Below are 21,868 nucleotides of genomic sequence, written 5' to 3'. Positions count from 1 at the left end.
TCGACTACGACAACGCTGTAGAGCTCGCGGCGGTTCCCTCCCGTCCGCGGCGGTTCCCACCCGTCCGCGGCCCTTCGCGGACCCCTCCGGCGGCGCCCGGAACCCCGCCGGAGGCGCCCTGGCGGGCCGTCGGCCCCCCGACCTATTGTCGGTGGCATGACATCTCTCCGTCGCGCCACCACCCTGGCCGCCACCCTCGTCGGTACGCTCGCCGCCCTGCTGGCCCCCGCCACCGCCCGGGCCGACCAGGCCGGCTGCCCGACCGTCACCACGGCCCCCGTGGACACCGAACAGGCCCGACTGCGGGACCCGCGGACCGCGGCCTTCACCGAGCGCTCCGGCCTGGACTCCTTCGTCCACCGCTTCCCCGCCGCACTGTGCACCGCCGGGGACGCCGAGCAGGCCGAACAGCTGGTCGACGCCTGGGGCCAGGCCCTGTGGCAGGCCGGGGTGGACCGCTCCCAGGGCCGGCGGGCGCACGGCGAACTGCCCGCCCGCGACGACCGCCCGCTGTACTGGACCAGGCTCGCCATGACCGTCCAACTCGCCCAGTGGCAGCCTGGGTTCGAAATCGACCGGGCCGGACTCCGGGCCCGCTTCGAGGACGCCTCCCGGGGCCTCGACGACGGCTTCAGCGGTCGGCCCGGCGTCCGGCGGATCTTCGTCAGCGGCTTCGACCCGTTCGGCCTGGACACCGAGCCGCGCCGCGCCAACCCCTCCGGCGCGGCCGTCCTGGAACTGCACGGCCGGCGGATCACCCTCGCCGACGGCAGCACCGCCGAGATCCGCGCCGTCGTCCTCCCGGTCCGCTACGGCGACTTCGACGAAGGCATCGTCGAGCGCGCCTTCGGCCCCCACCTGACACCCGGCCGACAGGCCGCCGACCTGATCACCAGCATCAGCCAGGGCTACCCGGGCCTCTTCACCCTGGAGGCCTGGGCCGGGCGCGCCCGCTCCGCCGACCCCGCCACCGACAACACCGGCACCCTGTCCGGCGGCACCCGCGAACACCCGGCCACCGCCCCGGGGCTCGGCGACGGGCCCGAGTTCATCCGCACCACCCTGCCGACCGACACCATGACGGCCGTCCAGCAGCCCTACCCCGTCCTCCTCAACACCTCCGTCACCGAGATCCCCGAGGGCGGTGCCTCACCCGTCGACCGCGAGGACGGACCGACCCCCGGCTCCCGCGCGGTCGCCGGAGGCGGCGGCGGGTACCTCTCCAACGAGGTCGCCTACCGCTCCAACCGGCTGCGCCTGGACCTCGCCCCCGACCTGCCCGGCGGCCACCTCCACACCCCCGTGCTCACCGGCCTGCCCGCCGACCGGGACCGTCTCACCAGCCCGGAGTTCGAACGCAACGAAGCCGCCATCTCCGGCCAGGTCCGCGCCATCCTGCACGCCGCCCACCTCTGACCCACCCCACCCGGCCTGCCCCGCCGCCCCCACCGGGGCCGGGGTCAGGCCGGGTGGGCCCAGCGGGTGCCGGCGGCGCGGGCGCGGGACTCGGCGATCTCGGCGTACGCGGCGGAGCGGTCCGCCCAGTGCGAGCCCTCCACCGACTTGCCGCGCTCGAGGTCCTTGTAGACCTGGAAGAAGTGGGTGATCTCCAGCAGGTCGAACTCCCGCAGGTCTCCGATGTCGCGCAGCTCCGCGTAGCGCGGGTCGCGGGCCGGGACGCAGAGCACCTTCTGGTCCGGCCCGCGCTCGTCGCGCATCACCCACATGCCGACGGCCCGGCAGGTCAGGACGCATCCCGGCACGGCCGGTTCGCCGCCCAGCACCAGGGCGTCCAGCGGCTCGCCGTCGCCGCCGAGGGTGCCCTCGACGTAGCCGTAGTCGGCGGGGTAGCGGGTGGCGGTGAACAGGGTGCGGTCGAGGCGGATCCGGCCCGCGACGAAGTCCATCACGTACTTGTTCCGGGACCCCTGCGGGATCTCGATCATCACCTCGAACTCCACCACGGCCTCCTCCTGGCTCCTGGGGAGATTCTCCGCCGACGCCAGCCGCCGGGCACCCGGTCGGCGCGCCGGATCCCGCGGATCGGCGGCCCGGCGCGCAGGTGCGGCGCCCGCTCAGCCCGCCCCGCTCAGCTGGCGGTCGGCTCCCAGGGGCCGTCCTCGGGCCGCGCCTCGTCGTCCGTCCCGGGCCACGGCGGCATGGTGACGGCGACGATCCGCAGCGGCCCGGGCGCGTCCTCGTCGGCCCGGAACTGGAACGCCGTGCCCAGCGGTATCGAGACCGCCGTGCCGGGTGCGAGCCGCACGGTCTCCTCCCGCCCGTCCTGGCGCCGCCAGAGCCGTCCGGCGCCGGCGGTGACCTGCCACAGCTCCTGCACCGTCGCGTGCGAGACCGCGCGGGTGACCTGCCCGGGGGTGAGCTCGAACTCCGCGAGGCTGCCGCCCCCGTCGAGCACCAGCAGCGGCCGGACCACGGCGCCGTCCGGGGCGGTCACCAGCGGGACGTCTCCGACGTCCGCCGTCCCGAACGGCTCACGCACCGGCTGACCGCTCATCGGCCCGTCCCTTTCGCCTGGTGGAGCACCTCGCCCCGCACCCACCACCGATGAGACCACGGCCCCCCGAACGGGCACCACCCCGCGGCGGCCGGCGGCCGAGGCCGCGAAGGACCGTCCGGTCGGGCCTGTCGGGCCGGTCTCAGCCGCCCGCGGGCGTGCCGAACTCGCGCAGGGCGTCGCCGACGATCGCGTCCAGCCGGGCGTGGTGGGCGCCGCGCCAGTAGGCCTGTCCGCAGTCGACGCACTGGGCGAAGGCGTCGTAGGAGCGCTCGGTCCCGTCCCGGAGCTGCTCCAGCACCGAGGTCTTGTCGGCCTCGCGCAGCGTGCCGTTGCAGGTGGTGCAGCGGGTCCACGGGGCGAGCGGCGGCGCGAAGCGGGAGAGCACGTCGCGCAGCTGCTCGGCCGGGCGGTGGCTGTAGACGTAGGCGCCGGCCCACAGTTCGCGGCGGCGCAGCAGACCGCGGTCGCGCGAGAGCAGGATGCGCTGCTCGGCGGCGGAGCGGGCGGCGAGCGCGGCGTCGCCGATGTCCGGGTTCTCGTAGGCGGCGTCGACGCCGAGCAGCCGCAGGCGCCGGGTGAGGGTGCCGAGGTGGACGTCGAGCAGGAAGCGCGGCGGGACGGCGGAGGGCTGCGGCCTGTCGACGGCCCCCACCGTCACCTGTTCGCCGTCGGCCGGGACGTGCGCGTCCGGCACCGGGCGGCCGTCCACCAGCAGCGCGCCGACCTCGGTGAGCGGGACCCCGAGGGACTCCACGAGGTGGCCGAGCGTCGAGGTGCCGTCGGTGCGCAGCGCGGAGCGGCCGGCCCGGCGGGGCGCGGAGACGAAGAGGTGCAGCTCAGGGGCGAAGTCGAGCCAGATCTGGGGTCGGTCCACGCGGTCAGCATGCCAGCGGGCGGCGGCCGGTGGCCACCGTTTTCCGGGCCCCGCCCGGAGCGGCGTGCGGAGTAGCATCGGGCGTATCCGGAACAGCGGCGGTTGGAGCATGCGATGACCGGGGAGAAGCGGACGCGCCCGGCGGTCGACCCGTTGGCCGACCTGGCCGAGACCGCGCCCGACGACCTGTTCGCCGGGCGGGCCCACCGGGCGCGGCCGGCGCCACCGGGGGACGAGGACCGCTACGGCGGTGACGACGACCTCTACGGCTTCTCGGCGGCCGTGGCCCCGACGGCGGAGGACGGTCGGGAGGGCCCGGCGGGCGACGGGTAGTCGCGGTCGCGCCCGGCCCAGCGCACGACCGGCCCCATCGCGTGGCCGGCCGCCAGGAAGAGGACGCCCAGGACGAGCCAGCCGACCAGGCCGCCGTCCAGCAGCAGGGCCGTGAGCAGCAGCGGGCCGAAGGTGCGGGCGACGGCCACGCCGGTGCCGAAGAAGCCCTGGTACTGCCCGATCCGGTCCGGCGGGGCCAGGTCGAAGCTGATCTGCCAGGAGCCGGCCGACTGCCGCATCTCTCCGACCAGCAGCAGCACCGAGGCGGCCACCAGCAGCGCGGCGAGGCCCCACAGCGGCACGTCCAGGGCGGAGAGGCCGAAGACGGCGCAGCAGGCGAGCAGCAGCAGCCCGGAGGAGCGGACCGCGCGGGTGGCCGAGGCCAGTCCGGTGACGTCGCGCGCCGCCCGCACCTGGAAGGCCAGCACGCCCAGGGTGTTGAGGACGAACAGGGCCGAGCTGAGCCAGCCGATCCCGGGTGCGCGGTCGGCGATCCAGAGCGGCAGGATCAGGCTGAGCAGGGGCATCCGCAGCAGCAGCACGGTGTTGACCAGGGCGACGGCCGCGTAGCGGCGGTCCCGCAGGACGGCCAGGCGCGGTCCGGCGTCCGGCCGGGCGGGCGCGGGCGGGACTTCGGGCAGCCGCAGCAGGACCAGGGCGCCGGCCAGGAACCCGAGCGCGGTGACGACGAAGGCGCCGAGGAACGCCGCCCGGGTGCCGATGGTCAGCGCGACGCCGCCGATGGCCGCGCCGACGGCCAGCCCGCCGTTGAGGGTCGACTGCAGGTGGGCGAGCAGTCCGGTGCGCTCGGCGGGCGGCACCAGGCCGGCGACCAGCGCCTGCCGGGCGGCGGTGAGCCCGGACTGCGTGGTCGCGTAGACGCAGACCGCGACCAGGAACGGCCCGTAGTCGCGGATCACCAGGAAGGCGGCGACCACGACCGCGGTGGCGAGGGCGAGCGCCACCGCGGTGCGGCGCGGCCCGCGGCGGTCGGCGAGGGCGCCGAGCGGCACCCCGGCCAGGGAGCCGAGCGCCCAGGCGACGGCGAGGCCGGCGCCGAGCGCGGTCGCCGACATGCCGACGACGTGGGTGAAGTAGAGCGCGGAGCAGGTGAAGTAGGCGCCGTCGCCGACGGCGCTCGCCAACTGGGCGGCGGCGAGGGTCCGCTGGGGTCCGGCCGGCGGCAGGAGTCTGGTGGCTGGGGCGCTGCTGGTCGGCACTTCTCTCCTGGCGTGGGGCGGCGCGCGGGCCGGCGGTTCGCAACGGTTCGCCGCTCAGCCTAGGAAGGAACCGGTCCGCCCGGAAGGTCCAGTGATCAAGGAATTCCCTGGGCCACTTGGCCGGGGCGCCGCCGCACCGGCGGGCGATCGCTGAACCCCCGTGCGAGGGTGGCCGGTTGCCCGTTCCCCACACCCCCGGGGGCGTCCCGCCCGCGCGGTCACGACGCCGTCCGTACCCGCCCCGAATCCGCCCGGCCGGCCCGCCGCCGGAGCCCGACGAGCCCACCCGGGGGCCAATGTTGGCCGTGTTGACCCGTCAGTAACGCCCTCCTATGCTCGACGGCGTTCGCGATCCGGCACCGGGGCCGGGGCCGCCGTGCCCGCCCGTTCCCGGCGCCGTCACGGCTCGAAGGACTCCTCCCATCACCACCTCCCTCGCCCCCTCGGGCGACACCGACCACCCGGGCGGCGAACCGGCCGCCACCGGCACCGAGAACCGGGGCGGCGGACCGGCCACCACCGACACCGGCCGCCGCCGCTTCCTCACCTACCTGCTGGCCGCGCCGACCCTCACCGTCGGCGCCCGGCTCGGCCTCGACGCCGCCGCGCCCGCCACCGCGCGGGCCGCCGTCCGCACCGCCGCGGCCACCCAGGAGGCCGCCGCCCCCTCGCAGTTGATCGGCCTGCCCGGCATCCCGGACATCCTCGACCTCGGCGACGCGCTGATCCTCGCCGGCCTGCCGACCTCGCACCTGCTGGTGCTCGAACTCACCGCCGCCGGACGCGCGGTGCTGCACCTGCCCCGGCTGGAGGTCGGCCAGGGCCTCACCACCGCCATCGCGATGCTGGTCGCCGAGGAACTCGACGCCCGGCTCGCCGACGTGGACGTCCCGCTCTCCGACGGCCGCCCCGAACTGCTCTTCAACCAGCTGACCGGGGCCTCCAACTCGGTGCGCTCGCTGTACGACCCGGTGCGCGCCGCGGCCGCCGCCGCCCGCGCCCGGCTGGTGACCGCCGCCGCCCGGCGCTGGAACGTTCCGGCGGACACCCTGGCCACCGCCGACTCCGCCGTCCTCGCCCCCGACGGCCGCCGGGCCGGCTACGGCGAACTCGCCGCCGAGGCCGCCTCCGTCGCCGCCCCGGCCGTCTCCGCCGCCCCCAAGCCGCCCGAGCGGCAGCGCCTGGTCGGCACGCCCACCGGCCGGATCGACGCCCGCGACATCGTCACCGGCCGCGCCGTGTACGCCGGCGACCTCGCCGTCCCCGGCGCCGTGCCGACGGTGGTCGCCCGCCCCACCACGATCAACGGCACCCTGCGGTCCCTGGACGCCTCCGCCGCCCGCGCGATGCCCGGTGTGCTCGGCGTGGTGCAGATCCCCAGCGGAGTCGCCGTCCTCGCCGAGACCTTCGACCAGGCCCTCAAGGCCCGCGACGCCCTGCGCACCGCGTGGAACCCGGGGCCGCTGGCCGGGCTCTCCGACCCCGACATCCGCACCCGGCTGCGCGCCGCCCACGCGCCGTTCCTCGTCCCGCCGCTGCTCACCCGGTACGTGGACGGCGAGTTCGACTTCGCCTTCGTCAACCACGCCCCGATGGAGGTGCTGACGGCCGTCGCCGACGTGCGGCCCAACCGCGCCGAACTCTGGTTCGCCGCACAGACGCCGATCGTCGCCCAGCAGACCATCGCCGCCGAACTCGGCCTCCCCCAGGACGCCGTCACCGTGCACGTGGTGCGCGGCGGCGGCTCGTTCGGGCGCCGGCTGTTCTTCGACGCCGCGCTGGAGGCCGCGCAGATCTCCCGGGCCGCCGGCCGCCCGGTCAAGCTGATGTGGACCCGCAACGACGACATGCGCCACGGCCGGATGCGCCCGGCCAGCCACCACCGGATCCGGGCGACGTACGCACTCGGCCAGGTCCTCAGCTACGAACACCGTGCCGCGACCGTCAAGACCGACTTCCGGCACGGGCTCGGCGAGAGCCTCACCGCCGCCGGCTTCAACCTCTCGCTGGCCGGACTCAGCCTCGCCCAGGCCTTCTTCCTGCTCAGCGAGAAGAACCCGTACGACGTCGGGCTGCCCACCCAGCTCCTCGCCGAGGTGCCGCTGGACATGCACACCGGCAGCTGGCGCTCGGTCTACTCCGGCACCGTCCGGGTCGCCGACGAGATCATGATGGACGAACTCGCCCGCCGGATGGGCCAGGACGCCGTCGCCTTCCGCCGGGCCCGGCTGCGCAGTGCCGCGGGGCGCGCCGTCCTCGACACCGTCGCCCGGGAGGGATCCTGGGGCCGGCCGATGCCTCCGGGGCAAGCCCAGGGCATCGGCTACCACGACGAGAACGGCGGGTGCACCGCCTACCTGGTCGAACTCGACGCCACCGACCCGGCCGACCCCCGGGTCACCAAGGCCGTCATCGCCGCCGACCTGGGCCGGGTGATCAACCCCCGTGGCCTGGAGGCCCAGTTGACCGGCGCGCTGATCGACGGCATCTCGGTGATCCTGCAGGCCGGCAACCACATCGACAACGGGGCCGTCCGGGAGGGCAGTTACGCCGACTTCCGGTACGCGCGGCAGCGGAACAGCCCGCCGGTGGTCGAGATCCACCTCATGCCGCCGAGCGGATCCCCGGGTGGCGCGGGCGAGTTGGGCGTTCCGGCGGCCTCCGCCTCGGTCGCCAACGCCTACGCGCGCGCCACCGGCACCAGCCCCCGCTCCTTCCCCGTCACCTTCTGACCCACCGCTTGACCCGCCGCCAGACCCACCGCCTGACCCGCCGCCTGACTCCCCCAGCCAAGGAACCCCACCACGCCATGCCCACCCACACCTTCGTCCTCAACGGGCAGCCCGTCACCGTCGAGGCCCCGGACGACATGCCGCTGCTCTGGGTGCTGCGCGACAAGCTCGGCGTCACCGGCCCCAAGTACGGCTGCGGGGTGGGCGTCTGCCGCGCCTGCACCAGCCACCTGGACGGCCAGGAGTTCCAGCCCTGCACCCGATCGGTCCGGGACTGCGAGGGCCACAGCGTCACCACCATCGAGGGCCTGGCCGACGGCGACACGCTGCACCCCGTCCAGGCGGCCTGGCTCGACTGCGACGTCGCCCAGTGCGGCTTCTGCCAGCCCGGTCAGATCATGACCGCCGTCGCCCTGCTGCGCCGGACCCCGGCCCCGACGGACGCGGACATCGACCAGATCCAGAACATCTGCCGCTGCGGCAGCTATCCGCGCATCCGCGAGGCGATCAAGCGGGCGGCGGCGCAGCAGGCGCACAGCTGATCCCGCCCCCGCCCGGCGGACGGGCGGGGGCGGGGGCGGGCACTGTCAGCAACCGCCGATCGAGCCGTTCTGCCAGGCGAAGTGGAAGTACCAGTTGCTGTCCGCGTAAGCCCCGTAGACGTACGCGGTGCCCCAGTACTCCGCGCCGTTGGCGCCCAGGTGAGCGGCGTGGATCCGGTACCAGACATTGCCCTGGTTGTTGATGTCCTCGCCCCTCGTCCAGCAGTCGGGGGCGATCTTGTCCCCGGTGTGGCCGACACCGGACAGGTCGTAGACCCACGGCTTGTAGGACGGCCAGTACGACTGGGGCATGGAGTACAGGCCCACGCCGTGTCCGCTGGAGACGTGGCTGGTGAGGTAGTACCACCCGTCGGCGTTCGCGTTGCCGGCGGACAGGCCGACCCCGCCGGCCGCCAGCGCGACCACGGCCGCCGCGGTCGCGCCGCGTCGCCCGATCCTCTTGAGAATGCCCTTGCCCATGTCAACTCCCCTGTTCGGTGTGAACCGTTGACGTGCCGCCCGGACAACCCCGGCCGGCGGGACACAGCTGACCGGACGACACGGGCTGTTCGGTAGCACCTGACGGAAACTGACAACACCTGACACCACGCGCCGAACAGGCCGAACACGCCTTCCCCCCAAGGGGTTTCGACGGAGGACTGAACACCGCCGTCACACAGGGCTATGATCCGTACCCGACAATCGAGCAACGGCACCGAGGGATCCGACATCTGACAACGGGGGTCGTCGTGGCGGAGCAGAAGTCCGAACCGGGGCAGGAGGCGCCGGCGCCGGCGCCGGCGCCCACCCCCGCCGAGAGTCTGGCGGCCGACCTGTGCCGCCTGCGCCTGGACGCCGGGAAGCCGTCCTTCCGCACGATGGCGAAGACGGCCGGGTCGATCTCGCACACCACGCTCTACGAGGCGGCGTCCGGCTCCCGGGTCCCGTCCTGGCCCACCACCAGGGCGTTCGTCCGGGCCTGCGGCGGCGACGAGGCGCAGTGGCAGGCCCGGTGGACCGCCGCCGTCGGCGCCGAGCAGCCCGGCGCCGCCCCACCGGGCCCGGCCGCAACCCCGGCCCCGACGGCCCCACCCGCCTCCGCACCGGTCGCGGCCGCCGGTCCGGCGCCGGGCGGGCAGTCGGGCGGGCAACCTGGCGGGCAGTCGGCCACGCCGCGCCCACGCCGCCGCCGGATCTGGACCCATGCGATCAGCCTGCTGGTCGGCATCGCACTCGGCAGCGGCGGCACACTCGCCCTGACCGGGCACGACACCCCGGCCGCCGCACCGCCCGACGCGCACGGCTGCCCCGCCGGGGCCTCCGGACCGCCCGCCTCCGACCCGCCGTCCGCGAAGGAACGCCCGGGCGAGGCTCCGACCGGGGCTCCGGCGGAGGATCCGGCCGGGGCCGCGGGCACCACCGGCGCGGCCTGGGTCGCCCGCACCGCCGCCGCCCAGGAGGCCGTGTCCAGCACCGGGACCGACCTCCCGGTGCGCTCCCCGGTCGGCCGGGGGGACGCCCTGGTCGTCACGATGATGCTGACCAGCACCTGCCCCGGCGCCGTCTCGGTCACCGACACCGGGCAGGACCGCTTCCAGGTCCTCGGGGACGTGACCGACTCGCTGCGCCACCGCGTACTCGTGCTCGCCGCCTTCCGGGCCGCCGCCCTGACCACCGCCGACACGGTCCGCGCCGACTACCCGCGGGCGAGCAAGTTCCACATCGCCGTCGACGAGTTCCGCGGCGTCACCGCCGCCCGGTCCGCCACCCGCGCCTCCGGGGACGCCGGCGGGACGACCTTCGCCACCGACTCCGGCTCTGTCGCCTGCCGGCCGGGCGACCTCCTGGTGGGCGCGGTCGGCAGCAACACCGGGACGGCGCCGGCCTTCGGCAGCGGCTGGACGGCCCTGCCCGCGCTCGCCCTCTCCTCCTACCGCCTCACCACCGCCCACCGGATCGCCACCGACCCGGACCACTGCGCCGCGGCCGGGCGCACCACCTCCCAGTGGGGCGCCGTCCTCGCCGTCCTGCGGTAGGCCCGCTGTTTCGGATCTTGCCGGGCGCACAACGGCGGACCGATCCGCCGTCGTGCGCCCCGCGGGATCCGCCGGGCGATCCCCGACCGCCCGCGCCGGAACCGGCTACGCGGGGGCCGGGTCGCGACCGAAGAAGGCGGCGAGCCGGTCGTAGGGCGGGGCGCCCTCGGGCGCGGTGACCTCCGGCCCGAAGGCGTGGTGGTCCTCCTCGCCGCCGCGGTACTCGGGCTTGAGGGCGCCATGGGCCCAGGCGAGGGCGGCGAGCGCCACCTCGTGGTCCAGCCCGTCCGTGGACTGGCCGGTGGCCCGGGCCAAGTCCCAGCCATGCACTGCGAATTCGGCGATCTGCTGGTCCACCGGGAAGCGGGCCGGCAAGGTGCCGAACCCGGGGACGTCCACCGTGCCCGAGAGGTCGCCGGCCGCCCGCCAGGCGTCGACGAGGCCCTCGGCACCGGCCTCGAAGGCGTGCAGCCAGTCCTCCTCGACCCGCTCGAAGGACTGCGACCAGTCCGGCTGCCCGCCCTGGGCCCGGACGGTGAACTGCCGCAGGTCGAAGAGCAGGTGGCTGACGAGGTCCCCGACGTCCCAGGAGCGGCAGGCGGTCGGGTGGCCGGCCAGCTCGACGCCGGTGCCGTCGATCAGCCCGGCGGTCTGTGCGAGGGCCCGGGCGAGCAGCACGATCGGGTCTTCCGTGGCGGTCATGGCGCGCCTCTCGGTCGGCGGAGGTCGGGATCACGGGTCGGACCGGGCGATCGTAAACGGCGCCACCGACAACCGCCCGGCGCGACACCGGCCCGGTGGTCGCACCACCGGACCGGCACCGCGCCCCGCGCCCGCGCCGCGCGAGCCCGCGGGCCCACGAGCCGTCAGGCAGCCAGGCACCCCGGCGCTGGAGCACTCGGGCGCCAAGGCCGGCGGACCCCCGAGCCCTCACACCGTCAGGCCGCGAAGCCCCCGTCCACCGCCAGCTCGGCACCGGTGACGTACCGGCCGTCGCCGCCCACCAGGTAGGCGACGGCCGCCGCGACGTCCGCGCCCGCCCCGAACCGGCCGAGTGCGGTCAGGCTGCTCTGGAACCCGGCGGACGGGCCGTCGGCCGGGTTGAGGTCGGTGTCGATCGGGCCGGGGTGGACGACGTTCGCCGTGATCCCCCGCGGGCCGAGCTCGCGGGCCAGCGCCTTGGTCAGTCCGATCAGCGCCGCCTTGCTGGTCGCGTAGAGGGTGGCGCCGGGGAAGGCGACCCGCTTGGCGATGCAGCTGCCGATGGTGACGATCCGTCCGCCGTCGGCCAGGTGTTCGGAGGCGGCCTGGGCGAACAGGAAGGGCGCCCGGACGTTCACCTCCAGGACCCGTTCGACGTCGGCCGGCGCCAGCTCGCCGATCAGGCCGAGGACGCCGACGCCCGCGTTGTTCACGAGGACGTCGAGCCGCCCGAAGCGCTCGACGACGGCCGCCACCGCCTCGCGCACCGCGCGCGGGTCGGCGCCGTCCGCCCGGACCGCCCAGCCCCGGCGCCCCATCGCGGTGATCTTCCCGACGACCTCCTCGGCCTGCTGCCCGCCGTCGCGGTAGGTGAGGGCGACGTCGGCGCCGTCCTCGGCCAGTCGCAGCGCGATCGCCGCCCCGATGCCCCGGCTGCCGCCGGTCACCAGGGCCACCGTGCCGTCGAGCTCCGCCACACCGTTCATCGTCATATCTCCAGAACTCCTCGTTCCGATCTCGGACATGACTCGATCCTGCGCGCCGGCGGCCGGAAGCTCCGGCGGTATTCAGACGTCGCGTTCAATCTTCAACTACCACCCGGGCGCCCGCCCGCGCCCCTGCACGCCGGCCCGCGCACCACCCGACGCGCACGACCCGACGCACACCACCCGCCACCGTCGAGCCCACTGCCGTCGGACCCACCGCCACGGACATCCGGAGCACGACCGACGCACCGCGCCGAGCGGCCGCCCGGAGGGGCGACCGCTCGGCGCGGGTGCGGGGAGGCGTCAGACGGCCAGCGTCTGACCCGGGAAGATGAGGTCCGGGTTACCGCCGATGGTGCGGGCGTTCTTGCCGTACAGGCTGTCCGTGTCGATGCCGAACTTGGCCGCGATGCCGCTCAGCGTGTCGCCGCTCCTGACGGTGTAGCCGCCGTGGGAGCCGCTCTGGGCGGTGTTCTTCTCGGTGGACGGGGCCGCCTGGGCCGGCTTGGCCGACGGCTGGCCCTTGGGCGCCTGCTGGGGCTTCGGCGCCTGGGCCTGCTGCGGGGTCTTGGCAGCGGGCTTGGCGGACGGCTTCGCAGCGGGCTTGGAGTCGGACTTCGGGGCGGGCTTGGCAGGCGCCGCCTCCGAGGTGTCGACGGCGGCGGGGGCGCCGCCCTTGCTGAGACCCGCCTTCGCCGAGCAGACCGGCCAGGCGCCGGGCCCCTGCGAGGCGAGCACCTTCTCGGCGACGGCGATCTGCTGACCCTTCGTCGCCTGGTGGGCCTGGGGGGCGTAGGCGGTCCCGCCGTACGCAGCCCAGGTGGAGGGGGTGAACTGCAGTCCGCCGGAGAAGCCGTTCCCGGTGCTGATGCTCCAGTTCCCACCGCTCTCGCACTGGGCGACGGAGTCCCAGGTCGAGGGGGTGGCGGCGGAGGCCGAGGTGGCCGTGACGAGGCCGGCCACCGGCAGGGCCGCGACGGCGGCGCCCGCGACGACCGCCATCCGCACGCGGTTGCGCTTGGTGACGGCGGTCTGGGTGGCAGCGGCGGTCTCGTGACGGTGAGTCATGAAGGTCCTCTCGACAAGCCCCGGGCGGGCGTGCGGAACCAGACCCGGGACAGGGCCGGCTCGATCGCGCTCACCTCGCTCGACGGGCGGCCGCGCACGTGTCGGACGTGCCGTGCCGCCCCGGCCACCTCCGCTCGCCGACGGCCTGTTCGAGCCGGTCGCGTCGGCGGGCACGGCCCTCGCGCCGGTGGTCAGTCGGCGGGCCGTGCGTCGGGGTGAACCCGGGTGGTGCTCGTTGCACCGCGAAAGAAGCTACGGGCCGTCCAGCGGCGCAGCAAGCAATTCTTGGTCCCCGCAGGTCAGTTGACTGTTACCGGCGGTATCGATCAAGGAAGACCGTCCAGTTCGACCAGATTTGACCGCATTTTCAAGATCAAACGGTCAGTTTCCGTGCCCGCGCTCACATCTGTCCATCCGTGACGCCGAGCACACCATCGACGAAGGGTCATGCATCATCGACGGAGGGTGACCGGCGCAGCCGGAGTTCCCGGCTCCGCACGCCCGCCGAGTGGCGTGCACCACATCCGCGACGCTCCGCGACCGGACGGCTGCCCTCAGTCCCGGCCGTCGAGCTCCGCGTCACGCGCCAGCAAGGCCGCCTGGACCCGGTTCTCGCAGCCCAACTTGGCGAGGATCCGGCTGACGTACGTCTTCACCGTCGCCTCGCTCATATGGATCCGGGCCCCGGCGTCCGCGTTGGACAGCCCCTCGCCGAGCAGTGCCAGCACCTCCAGCTCGCGCCCCGTGAGCACCTCCAGCCGTCGCCTGGCCGCCGCGCCGCGGGCCGCCACCGAGGCGCTGCGCCCGGTCGCCAGCGAGTCCACGATGTGCCGGGTCGCGGCCGGGGAGAGGAAGGCGTTCCCGCTGGCGGCCGCGCGCACGGCCTGGATCAGCTCCTCCGGAGCGGTGTCCTTGAGCAGGAAGCCCGCGCCCCCCTCCGTCACGGCGCGCAGGACGTTCTCGCGCTCCCCGAAGGTGGTGAGGATCAGCGCCCGCGCGCCGGGGGCGGCCCTCGGCAGCTCCCCGAGCGCCGTCAGCCCGTCCATCACCGGCATCTGGATGTCCAGCAGCACGACGTCGACCCGGTGCGCCCGGGCCAGTTCCAGCGCCTCCCGGCCGTCGGCGGCCTCCGCGACCACCTCGATGTCGGCGGCGGAGCCCAGGATCATCCTGATCCCGGCGCGGATGAGCGGCTCGTCGTCGGCGACGAGGACTCGGATCACGGCTGGTCATTCCCCTCGAACGGTCTTCCGGCTGGAACACCATCCTCACACCTCCGGGGGAGGGGGCCCGCGTCAGTTCTTCGCGCGGTAGTGCTGCTTGTCCACCAGCACGCCGTCCCTGAAGCAGAACCGGACCACGTTGTCCTCGCCCCAGACCTCGCTGAGGTCACCGGAGAGGTACCAGCGGCAGTGCGCGCCCTCCGGCGGGGTCGGCCCGGTCTTCTTGTAGTCCTCGGTGAAGAAGTCGTTGCCCCGGGGCAGCAGGCGCAGCACGTCCGGCTCCGGGGTGCCGACCTGCAGCTCGTCGTAGACCGACTTCTTCACCGTCGCGTCGTCCGTGCCCTGGACGAAGGCCACCACGCCCCAGATCAGCAGGCCCAGCACCGTCACCCCGACCACGGCCACCCCGACGGCGCAGCCGAGCGCCGGGCTGCGCCGGCCGCGCTCCGCCCCGTCGGCCGGCGGCAGGCCCTCCAGCAGCCAGTCCTCCACCCCGGCGGCGGCCCCGTCCCCGGTGCCCTCCGCCCCCTCGTAGGGCAGCACGCCGGCCAGCCGGAACCCCTGTTCCGGGGTCGGCCCCGCGTGCACCATGCCGCCGACCAGCCGGGCGCGCTCGCGCAGCCCGGTCAGCCCCTGTCCGCCGCTGACGGCGGGGCCCGCGCCGGCCCGTGCGCCGACGAGCTCCGGGGCGCGCGGGTTGACCACCTCCACCACCAGGGCGTCCGGCTCGTACCGGAGCGCGACGGCGATCGGTGCGCCGGGGGCGTGCTTGTGCGCGTTGGTGAGCGCCTCCTGGACGATCCGGTACGCCGCGTGGTCGACCGCGGCCGCCAGCGGGCGCTCGTCGCCCTCCCGGGAGAAGGAGACCTCCGCCCCGGCCGCCCGCGAGGACTCCACCAGTTCCCCGATGCCGTCCACCCCGCCGCGGCCCGGCGCCGCGCCGGGCGCCGGAGCCCCCGCCGTCGACTCGTCGTGCAGCACCCCGACCACCTCGCGCAGCTCGCGCATCGCCGCGACCGCCGCCTGCCGCAGCACCCCGACCGCCTCCCGCTGCCGGTCGGTGAGGGTGCGGTCCACCTCGAGCGCCCCCGAGTGGACGGAGATCAGCGCGAGCTGGTGGCCGAGGCTGTCGTGCATGTCCTGGGCGATCCGGTGCCGCTCGCGCAGCCGCGCCTGGTGCACCACCATGACCCGCTCGCGCAGCAGCTGGTCGTTGCGCTCGCGCAGCGCGTCCAGCAGCGCCCGGCGCTGCGCCCGGTACCGGCCCCAGAGCGCGGGCAGCACGGCGAACAGCAGGAAGCCGCCCAGCGAGAAACCGAAGATCAGCTTGGGCGAGACCGCGGCGTCCTTGAACACCCCGGTGACGGTGAACAGCACCCAGCCGAGCAGGAAGGTGCCGATCAGCCGGCCGACCCGGCGGATCCGAGCCCCGGCCGACCAGCCCGCGCAGACCAGCAGCACCACCGGCCCGACGGACCAGCCGGTGGCGGCCGCGGTCAGCACCAGCACCGTCGCCGGGAAGGCCGGCCGCAGCACCCAGAGCACCGCGACGGCGAGGCCGGCCCCCACCGCCGTCCCGGTGCCCTCGCCGGAGGCCAGCTCCAGCAGGGCGGCGACCGCGCCCATCAGCAGCGCCAGGGCCCCCTGGCCCACCACCCGGCGGGCCGGCCAGGGCCCCGGGAACGCCGTCCGTACCGCCTTGCTCCAGGCCCGTGCCATCGCATCCACCCGTGGAGGCTACCGGGCCGCCGGGCGCCGCGGCCGCCACCGTTCGTCGCCGCCCGCGCCGACGAAAGTCGCGGCCCGGGCCGGTCAGCCGAGGGCGGTGAGCAGCAGCGCCACGTCGTCCACCCGGTGCGAGGAGCCGACCTCCCGCAGCAGCCGCTCCGCGAGCCCCTCCAGGTCCTCCGGGCCCACCGGCCGGCGGCCGCGTCCGAGCGCGGCCGCCAGCCGGTCCACCCCCTGGTCGATCGACACCGCAGGGTCCTCGACCAGCCCGTCCGTGTACAGCGCGAGGACCGCGCCGGGTTCCAGCAGCACTTCGCTCACCGGGTACTCGGCCCGGTCGTCCACCCCCAGAAGCGGCCCGCCCGGCACGTACAGCGCCTCGGTGCGGCCGTCCGGGCGGCACAGCACCGGCGGCAGGTGCCCGGCCCGGGCGACCCGGGCGGTCCGGGCGCCGCCCTCGGCGGGGCCGAGCCGGACCAGGCAGCAGCTGGCGAGCAGGCCCGGGTCGAGGTCGAGGTGCAGCCGGTTGGTGCGGGCGAGCACCTGGTCGGGCGGGTCGCCGCCGGTCGCGAAGGCGCGGACGGCGCTGCGCAGCTGGCCCATGGTGGCCGCCGCGCCCACGCTGTGTCCCTCCACGTCGCCGATCACCAGGGTGAGGTCCGGTCCGGTGACGATCCCGTCGTACCAGTCGCCGCCGATCTCCATGCCCTGGGTGCCGGGCAGGTAGCGGGCGGCGATCGCGATGCCGGGGACCTGCGGCAGCCGGTGCGGCAGCAGCGCCTGCTGCAGGCCCCGGGCCAGCGCGAACTCGGCGTCGTACAGCCGGGCGCGTTCCAGGGCCTGGGCGATGAAGCCGCCGAGCGCGGTGAGCAGGCCGCGTTCCTCGAGGGTGAAGGGCCGCGCCCGGTCGAAGCCCAGGATGCAGCTGCCGACGGGATGGCCGGAGGCGATCAGCGGCAGGAAGGCCCAGGCGCCCATCTCGTCGAGCTCGATGCCCGGGTAGGCGGCGGCGAGCTCGTGGACGGACTCGAAGAAGATCGGCGTGCCGGTGCTCAGGGCCTCCGCGCCGGGGATGCGGGCGCTGATCGGGGTGCCCTCGAAGCGGTCCAGGAAGCCGTCCGGGTAGCCGCTCTGCGAGACCAGGTTGAGGTGCTTGTCGCGCACCGTGTAGATCGCCAGCTCCTGGCCTCCGAAGGCCGGCAGGATCTCGTCGGCCACCGCGCGGCAGACGTCGCGGACGCTGACCGCCTCGGTGAGCGCGCTGGCGAGCTGCAGCAGGTGGTAGGTGCCCCCGACGCCGGTGCGGATGATCGGCGGGGTGGCGGCCGGCGGCTCGGCCGCGCCCGGCGGCGGCTCGGCGGCGACGACCCGGCCGGTGACGCCGTGCACGTCCGGGTAGAGGGAGAAGGCCAGCCAGCCGTCCGGGCGGGCGGCGAGGAAGGCCGTCGGCCGCTGGGAGAGCAGGGCGGCCCGGTAGCGGCCCTCGTAGAAGGGATCGGCGAGCCAGGGCAGCACGTCCCACGGGTGGTGGCCGATCAGCTCCTCGCGACGGGCCTGCAGCAGCGGCTCGATGCCCCGGTTGGCGTAGGTGATCCGGCCGTCCGGGTCGAGCGAGAAGACGCCGTCGCGCAGCCGCTCGACCGCGGCCGCGGCGGCGGTGAGGGTCCCGGCGTCCAGGACGGCGCCGACCAGGTGGGTGCGGCCGTCGACGATGGCCGAGGGCACCCTGGCCCAGAGCTCCACGGGGTACGGGTGGCCGTGCGGTCCGAGCACCCGCACCCGGGCGGCCAGCACCTCGCCCTTCTGCAGGGCGGTGCGGGCGGCGGCCCGGAACGCGGCGAGGTCACCGGGGGCGATCCGGCGGCCGAGGGCGGCCACCGTGCCGTCGAACTCGCCGGGCCGGAACCCGAAGATCGCCAGGAAGTGCTCGTCGGCGGCCAGCGCGCCGGTGGCCGTGTTCCAGTCGAAGAGGCCGACCCGGGTGGCCGGTGCGGACTCGGCGGGGATCTCCACCACGGCGGCGCCGCCGTCCGCCTCCGCCGGGTGCCCGGCCGCCTCCAGACCCGCGAGCCCGGCGGCCAGCCGGCCGGCGACCTCGGTCAGGACCTCCGGGGCGTCCTCCGGCACGCCTTCGTCCGAGGCCGGCCAGAGCACGCTGAGCACCCCGTACCGCTCCTCGCCGCCGGCCACCGGCACACAGGCGGACGCGAAGTCGTAGGGCATGCCGACGGCGAGCTGCGGGAAGCGCCGCATGGTGTCCTCGGTGCCGGCGAGGGTGATGGTCCCGCCGGTGCGGAAGCTGACCGCGACGGGCAGCGGGCCCGCCGCGGGGATCCGCCGGAACGGGCTCATGATCGACAGCGGCACGCCCGCGATCGCGCTGAGCACCAGCGACCGGCGGTCCGGCGAGCGCAGGTACACCATCGCGCCGTACGCCCCGGTGTCGTGCAGCACCCGGCGGACGGCGCTGCTCAGCAGCTCGTCCCGCCGGTGGCCCGTCGGGTGGACCGGTGCGGGCGCGTCGGGCGGCTGCGGCGGGTGCGGGTCGGGCCCCTCCGCCCGGGCACGCCCGGCCGCGTGCGGATGGCGCATGCTCTTTTGCTACGCCGGGGCCAGGGGCGTGTCAAGGCGAGCCCGGGGTGCCCGGGGCCACCGCTTGCGCGAGCATGGACGCCATGCCGACCGGCCGCACCACCGTCGTCAACCTCAAGGGCCACCGCGACGACCCGGACTACACGGACGTCGTCTACGTGGGCCGCGCGATGCACCGCGGCGGCTGGCGCCTGCCCGGGTCCCCGTTGCACTGCCCGTTCCGCCCCGGCCCCGGCCTCACCCGGGAGCGGATGCTCGTCGAGTACCGCGCGTACCTGCTCGACCGCCCCGGCCTGCTGGCGCTGGTGCCGCCGCTGCGCGGCCGGCGGCTGGGCTGCTGGTGCGCGCCGCTGCCCTGCCACGCGGACGTGCTCGCCGACCTCGCCGACCACGGGCCCGGCTGACGGGCCCTGACACTCGCGCGGTGCGTGCCGGACGGTTCGCGCTCGTTCGATATCCTCCGGGCGAACGGCGGCGCACCGGGCGCCCCGGGGGGATGGGGGCCGGGTCCATGCAGTCACCGTCGACCGAGGAGCCCGCGCGGCAGAGCGCGTGGCAGTGGGACGGCGAGGCCGACGGCGGCGCGCACGAGGCCGCGGACGTGATCGGCGGTGGCGGCGACGGGCCGCGGCCGAGCCGGCGCCGGCTGCTGATCGGGGCCGGGGTGCTGGCGGCCGGCGGCGCGGCGTGGGCGTTCGGCCGAACGGGCGCCGACCGGACGACTCCCTCCCCCGGCCCGTCCCGGCCGCCGGGGCCGCCGCCCACCGCGCTGTCCGGCCCGCAGCCGGTGTGGACGTACCGCGGCCCGGAGCCGATGACGCCGGAGCGGCTGGTCGCCCCGCCGAAGCGCCCGGTGTTCCTCTCCAGGGCCGGGCTCCAGGTCGTGGACCCGGCCACCGGCAGCGCGTCCCGGCTGGTCGTCGTGGACCCGCCGGAGAGCCGGAGCTGGCCGAGCGACCTCAGCACCCGCAGCAAGGTGCTGCTCGGCCCCGAGCACGCCTTCACCACCGCCTTCGAGGGGCACCTCGACGCCCGCCACCTCACCGACCCGTCGGCCGACTGGAGCCTGCCGCTGCCCGACGGGCTGCAGCCCGGCCCCGAGCTGACCGGGTACGCGGACGGCGTCCTCTACGGCTTCAGCTGGGGCGGCTACCGCGAGGACGGCCAGATCGAGAGCCGGCTCTTCGCCCTGCGGGTCGCCGACCGCTCCCTGCTGTGGAGCGTCCGCAGCGGGCGGATCGAGCAGCCCGTCGCGCCCGCCGTGGCGGGCGGCCGGGTGGCCTGCGTGCGCAGCCTCGGCAACCGCGCCGAGCTGGTCGTGCGGGACACCGCCGACGGCCGGGAGCTGTGGACCGGCCCCGGCGACGAGGACCTGCGCTGGTGCACCGCCGGACCCGACCGCGTCTACGTCCCCGACGGCGGCGGCGGTGTCCGCGCGCTGGGCTCCGACGGCGGGCGGGCCTGGACGCACTCCCCCGCCCGGGGCGAGTCCTGGCGCGCGATGCCGCCCGTCCCGGACGGCCCGCGGGTGTACGTCCCGCGCGACGACGGCCTTGTCACCGGCCACGAGGCGGCGACCGGCGCGGTGCAGTGGACCTGCCGCCTGCCGTTCCTGCTGGACCGCCGCAGCCACCCGGTGCTCGCCGGCACCACGCTGTTCGTCCCCGGTCCCGCCGTGGGCGGGGTCTGTGCGGTCGACACCGCGACCGGCCGACTGCTCTGGACCTTCCGCGACTCCGGCCCGGGCAAGGACGTCTGGACCGTGGCCGCCGACGCCGACCGCCTCTACGCCGGGCACGACGACGTCCTGCACGCCCTCCCCCTGCACTGACCCGGGCCGCGCCGGGGCAGGATGGGCGGATGCAGGTACGACCGATCTCCCCCGACCGGCTCGCCGAGCTGCTCGCCGAGCGCATCACCGCACTGCCCGGCGCCGGCGGGCGGTGGCTGCGGGTGGCCGTGGACGGCGCCGCGGCGGCCCGCCCCGACCTGCTCGCCGACGCGCTGGTGGAGCCGCTGCGGCTGCTCGGCCGCCCGGCCCTGCGGGTGTCGGCGGCGGGCTTCCTGCGCCCGGCCTCGGTCCGCCTGGAGTACGGGCACCAGGACGCGGACGCCTTCCACGACCTCTGGCTGGACGACAACGCCCTGCTGCGCGAGGTGCTGGATCCGCTGGAGCCCGGCGGCAGCGGCCGGGTGCTGCCCTCGCTGCGCGACCCGGTGACGGACCGTTCGACCCGCGCGCCGTACACCGAGCTGCCGCCCGGCGGGGTGCTGCTGCTGGACGGGCCGCTGCTGCTCGGCCGCTGGCTGCCGCTGGAGCTGACCGTCCACCTGGCGCTCTCCCCCGCCGCTCTGGCCCGCCGCACGCCCGCCGACCAGCGGTGGACGCTGCCCGCCTTCGCCCGCTACGAGGCGGAGACCGGGCCCGCCGACGCCGCCGACCTCACCGTACGGGTGGACGACCCGCGCCACCCCGCCCTGGTCGAGCGGCCCTGACGGCCGACCCGGCCGGGGCCGGCCCGCGCTGGCAGAACGGGCACCAGTAGGCCACCCGGTCCTGCGGCGGGGCGCCCTGGCGGGAGGTCAGGACGAGCGTGCCGCAGCGGGGGCAGGGGCGGCCGGCCCGGCCGTAGACCCAGTGCTGGTGGCCGCGCCGGGTGTCGCCGGTGGTGATGTGCCCGGGGCGCAGCTTGTTGGCGTCCAGGAGGTCCCGGGCGCGTGCGACCAGCCGGCCGGGGTTGCGGAGTTCGCCGATCTCGGTCCACGGGGTGACCCCGGCGAGGTAGCAGAGTTCCGCGGCGTAGACGTTGCCGATCCCGGCCAGGTTGCGCTGGTCGAGCAGGGCCTCGGCGAGCGGCCGGGCGGGGCGGGCGAGCAGCCGGCGGACGGCCTCGACCGGGTCCCAGTCGGGGCCGAGCAGGTCGGGCCCGAGGTGGCCGACGGCGCGCTGCTCGTCGGCGGTGCGCAGCAGTTCGACGACGGGCAGCCGGTAGCCGACGGCGGTGCCGCGCTCGGTGCCCAGGACGGCGCGGATCTGCCAGGCGGGGCCGCCGGTCCAGCGCTCGCCGGGGCGGTAGACCTCCCAGCGGCCTTCCATCCGCAGGTGGGTGTGCAGGGTGAGGGCGCCTTCGAGGCGGGTGAGCAGGTGCTTGCCGCGCGGGACGACCTCCAGCACCCGGCGGCCGGCCAGCCCGGCGGTGGCGTGCGCGGGCACCCGCAGGTCGGCGCTGGTCAGCAGCTGCCCGGCGAGGGTGTCGTGCAGCCCGGCCGCCGCGCGGTAGACGGTGTCACCTTCCGGCATGTCCCCATCCTCC

Annotated in this window: 20 protein-coding genes; 8 read left to right on the top strand and 12 right to left on the bottom strand. The window is 76.0% G+C overall.

Translation table 11 applies throughout. The annotated features are described in order from the left end of the window. Positions 1-156: 156 nt before the first annotated feature. Positions 157-1,416, top strand: coding sequence for a pyroglutamyl peptidase (locus ACIRS1_RS16840; protein ID WP_402840213.1), 1,260 nt, complete (start codon positions 157-159; stop codon positions 1,414-1,416). 44 nt (positions 1,417-1,460) lie between these two features. Here ACIRS1_RS16840 and ACIRS1_RS16835 read toward each other — a convergent pair whose 3' ends face one another. From ACIRS1_RS16835 to ACIRS1_RS16825, 3 genes are all read right to left on the bottom strand, one after another. Continuing rightward, entirely contained in the window at positions 1,461-1,961 is a 501-nt protein-coding gene (locus tag ACIRS1_RS16835) for an inorganic diphosphatase (protein WP_360209782.1), read from the bottom strand. Positions 1,962-2,089: 128 nt separating this feature from the next. Continuing rightward, a complete protein-coding gene (locus tag ACIRS1_RS16830) occupies positions 2,090-2,515 on the bottom strand; it encodes a cupin domain-containing protein (RefSeq protein ID WP_402840210.1) in 426 nt (141 codons plus the stop codon). A 142-nt stretch (positions 2,516-2,657) separates the two neighbouring features. Further along, a complete protein-coding gene (locus ACIRS1_RS16825) occupies positions 2,658-3,392 on the bottom strand; it encodes a Mut7-C RNAse domain-containing protein (protein ID WP_402840208.1) in 735 nt (244 codons plus the stop codon). Between the two features lie 114 nt (positions 3,393-3,506). Here ACIRS1_RS16825 and ACIRS1_RS16820 point away from each other — a divergent pair, with 114 nt between their 5' ends. Beyond that, positions 3,507-3,725 carry a hypothetical protein gene (locus tag ACIRS1_RS16820; RefSeq protein ID WP_360209700.1) on the top strand — a complete coding sequence of 73 codons (219 nt, stop codon included), beginning with the start codon at positions 3,507-3,509 and terminating at the stop codon, positions 3,723-3,725. On the opposite strand, the gene ACIRS1_RS16815 is transcribed toward ACIRS1_RS16820, so the two are convergent. After that, complete coding sequence (locus tag ACIRS1_RS16815; protein ID WP_402840202.1) at positions 3,656-4,945, bottom strand: MFS transporter; 1,290 nt, start codon at positions 4,943-4,945, stop codon at positions 3,656-3,658. The genes ACIRS1_RS16820 and ACIRS1_RS16815 overlap by 70 nt on opposite strands. Before the next feature lie 332 nt (positions 4,946-5,277). Between ACIRS1_RS16815 and ACIRS1_RS16810 the strand changes: the two genes are divergently transcribed. Then, positions 5,278-7,677 carry a molybdopterin cofactor-binding domain-containing protein gene (locus tag ACIRS1_RS16810; protein WP_402840199.1) on the top strand — a complete coding sequence of 800 codons (2,400 nt, stop codon included), beginning with the start codon at positions 5,278-5,280 and terminating at the stop codon, positions 7,675-7,677. A gap of 77 nt (positions 7,678-7,754) precedes the next feature. Then, the gene (locus ACIRS1_RS16805) at positions 7,755-8,219 is read left to right on the top strand and encodes a (2Fe-2S)-binding protein (protein ID WP_402840196.1); all 465 of its coding nucleotides are present in this window, start codon (positions 7,755-7,757) and stop codon (positions 8,217-8,219) included. 45 nt (positions 8,220-8,264) lie between these two features. Here the strand turns inward: ACIRS1_RS16805 and ACIRS1_RS16800 are convergent, their stop codons facing one another. After that, on the bottom strand, positions 8,265-8,699 hold the full coding sequence (locus ACIRS1_RS16800) for a hypothetical protein (RefSeq protein ID WP_402840194.1): 435 nt from the start codon (positions 8,697-8,699) through the stop codon (positions 8,265-8,267). Between the two features lie 269 nt (positions 8,700-8,968). On the opposite strand from ACIRS1_RS16800, the gene ACIRS1_RS16795 reads away from it, so the two are divergent. Beyond that, a complete protein-coding gene (locus tag ACIRS1_RS16795) occupies positions 8,969-10,255 on the top strand; it encodes a hypothetical protein (RefSeq protein ID WP_402840191.1) in 1,287 nt (428 codons plus the stop codon). Positions 10,256-10,360: 105 nt separating this feature from the next. On the opposite strand, the gene ACIRS1_RS16790 is transcribed toward ACIRS1_RS16795, so the two are convergent. From ACIRS1_RS16790 to ACIRS1_RS16765, 6 genes are all read right to left on the bottom strand, one after another. Further along, the gene (locus tag ACIRS1_RS16790) at positions 10,361-10,957 is read right to left on the bottom strand and encodes a TIGR03086 family metal-binding protein (RefSeq protein ID WP_402840188.1); all 597 of its coding nucleotides are present in this window, start codon (positions 10,955-10,957) and stop codon (positions 10,361-10,363) included. Between the two features lie 236 nt (positions 10,958-11,193). Continuing rightward, entirely contained in the window at positions 11,194-11,949 is a 756-nt protein-coding gene (locus ACIRS1_RS16785; protein WP_402840186.1) for an SDR family NAD(P)-dependent oxidoreductase, read from the bottom strand. A gap of 297 nt (positions 11,950-12,246) precedes the next feature. Continuing rightward, on the bottom strand, positions 12,247-13,011 hold the full coding sequence (locus ACIRS1_RS16780; RefSeq protein ID WP_402840184.1) for a transglycosylase family protein: 765 nt from the start codon (positions 13,009-13,011) through the stop codon (positions 12,247-12,249). Positions 13,012-13,565: 554 nt separating this feature from the next. Further along, positions 13,566-14,234, bottom strand: coding sequence for a response regulator (locus tag ACIRS1_RS16775; RefSeq protein WP_402840181.1), 669 nt, complete (start codon positions 14,232-14,234; stop codon positions 13,566-13,568). Between the two features lie 72 nt (positions 14,235-14,306). Continuing rightward, complete coding sequence (locus ACIRS1_RS16770) at positions 14,307-15,953, bottom strand: histidine kinase (RefSeq protein ID WP_402840473.1); 1,647 nt, start codon at positions 15,951-15,953, stop codon at positions 14,307-14,309. A gap of 93 nt (positions 15,954-16,046) precedes the next feature. Continuing rightward, the gene (locus tag ACIRS1_RS16765) at positions 16,047-18,554 is read right to left on the bottom strand and encodes a SpoIIE family protein phosphatase (RefSeq protein ID WP_402840179.1); all 2,508 of its coding nucleotides are present in this window, start codon (positions 18,552-18,554) and stop codon (positions 16,047-16,049) included. 83 nt (positions 18,555-18,637) lie between these two features. Between ACIRS1_RS16765 and ACIRS1_RS16760 the strand changes: the two genes are divergently transcribed. The 3 genes from ACIRS1_RS16760 (at position 18,638) to ACIRS1_RS16750 (ending at position 21,050) form a co-directional block, all read left to right on the top strand. Then, positions 18,638-18,958 (top strand): DUF4326 domain-containing protein, encoded by a 321-nt coding sequence (locus tag ACIRS1_RS16760; protein WP_402840176.1) that lies wholly within the window; start codon positions 18,638-18,640, stop codon positions 18,956-18,958. A 107-nt stretch (positions 18,959-19,065) separates the two neighbouring features. Further along, on the top strand, positions 19,066-20,385 hold the full coding sequence (locus ACIRS1_RS16755; RefSeq protein ID WP_402840173.1) for a PQQ-binding-like beta-propeller repeat protein: 1,320 nt from the start codon (positions 19,066-19,068) through the stop codon (positions 20,383-20,385). 29 nt (positions 20,386-20,414) lie between these two features. Then, positions 20,415-21,050 (top strand): uridine kinase, encoded by a 636-nt coding sequence (locus ACIRS1_RS16750; RefSeq protein WP_402840171.1) that lies wholly within the window; start codon positions 20,415-20,417, stop codon positions 21,048-21,050. Here the strand turns inward: ACIRS1_RS16750 and ACIRS1_RS16745 are convergent. Continuing rightward, the gene (locus ACIRS1_RS16745; protein ID WP_402840168.1) at positions 20,998-21,855 is read right to left on the bottom strand and encodes a DNA-formamidopyrimidine glycosylase family protein; all 858 of its coding nucleotides are present in this window, start codon (positions 21,853-21,855) and stop codon (positions 20,998-21,000) included. The genes ACIRS1_RS16750 and ACIRS1_RS16745 overlap by 53 nt on opposite strands. Between the last annotated feature and the right edge of the window lie 13 nt (positions 21,856-21,868).

The organism is Kitasatospora sp. NPDC101176 (assembly GCF_044768035.1).
Taxonomy (GTDB): Bacteria; Actinomycetota; Actinomycetes; order Streptomycetales; family Streptomycetaceae; genus Kitasatospora.
This window is presented reverse-complemented; position numbering and strand designations above follow the sequence as displayed.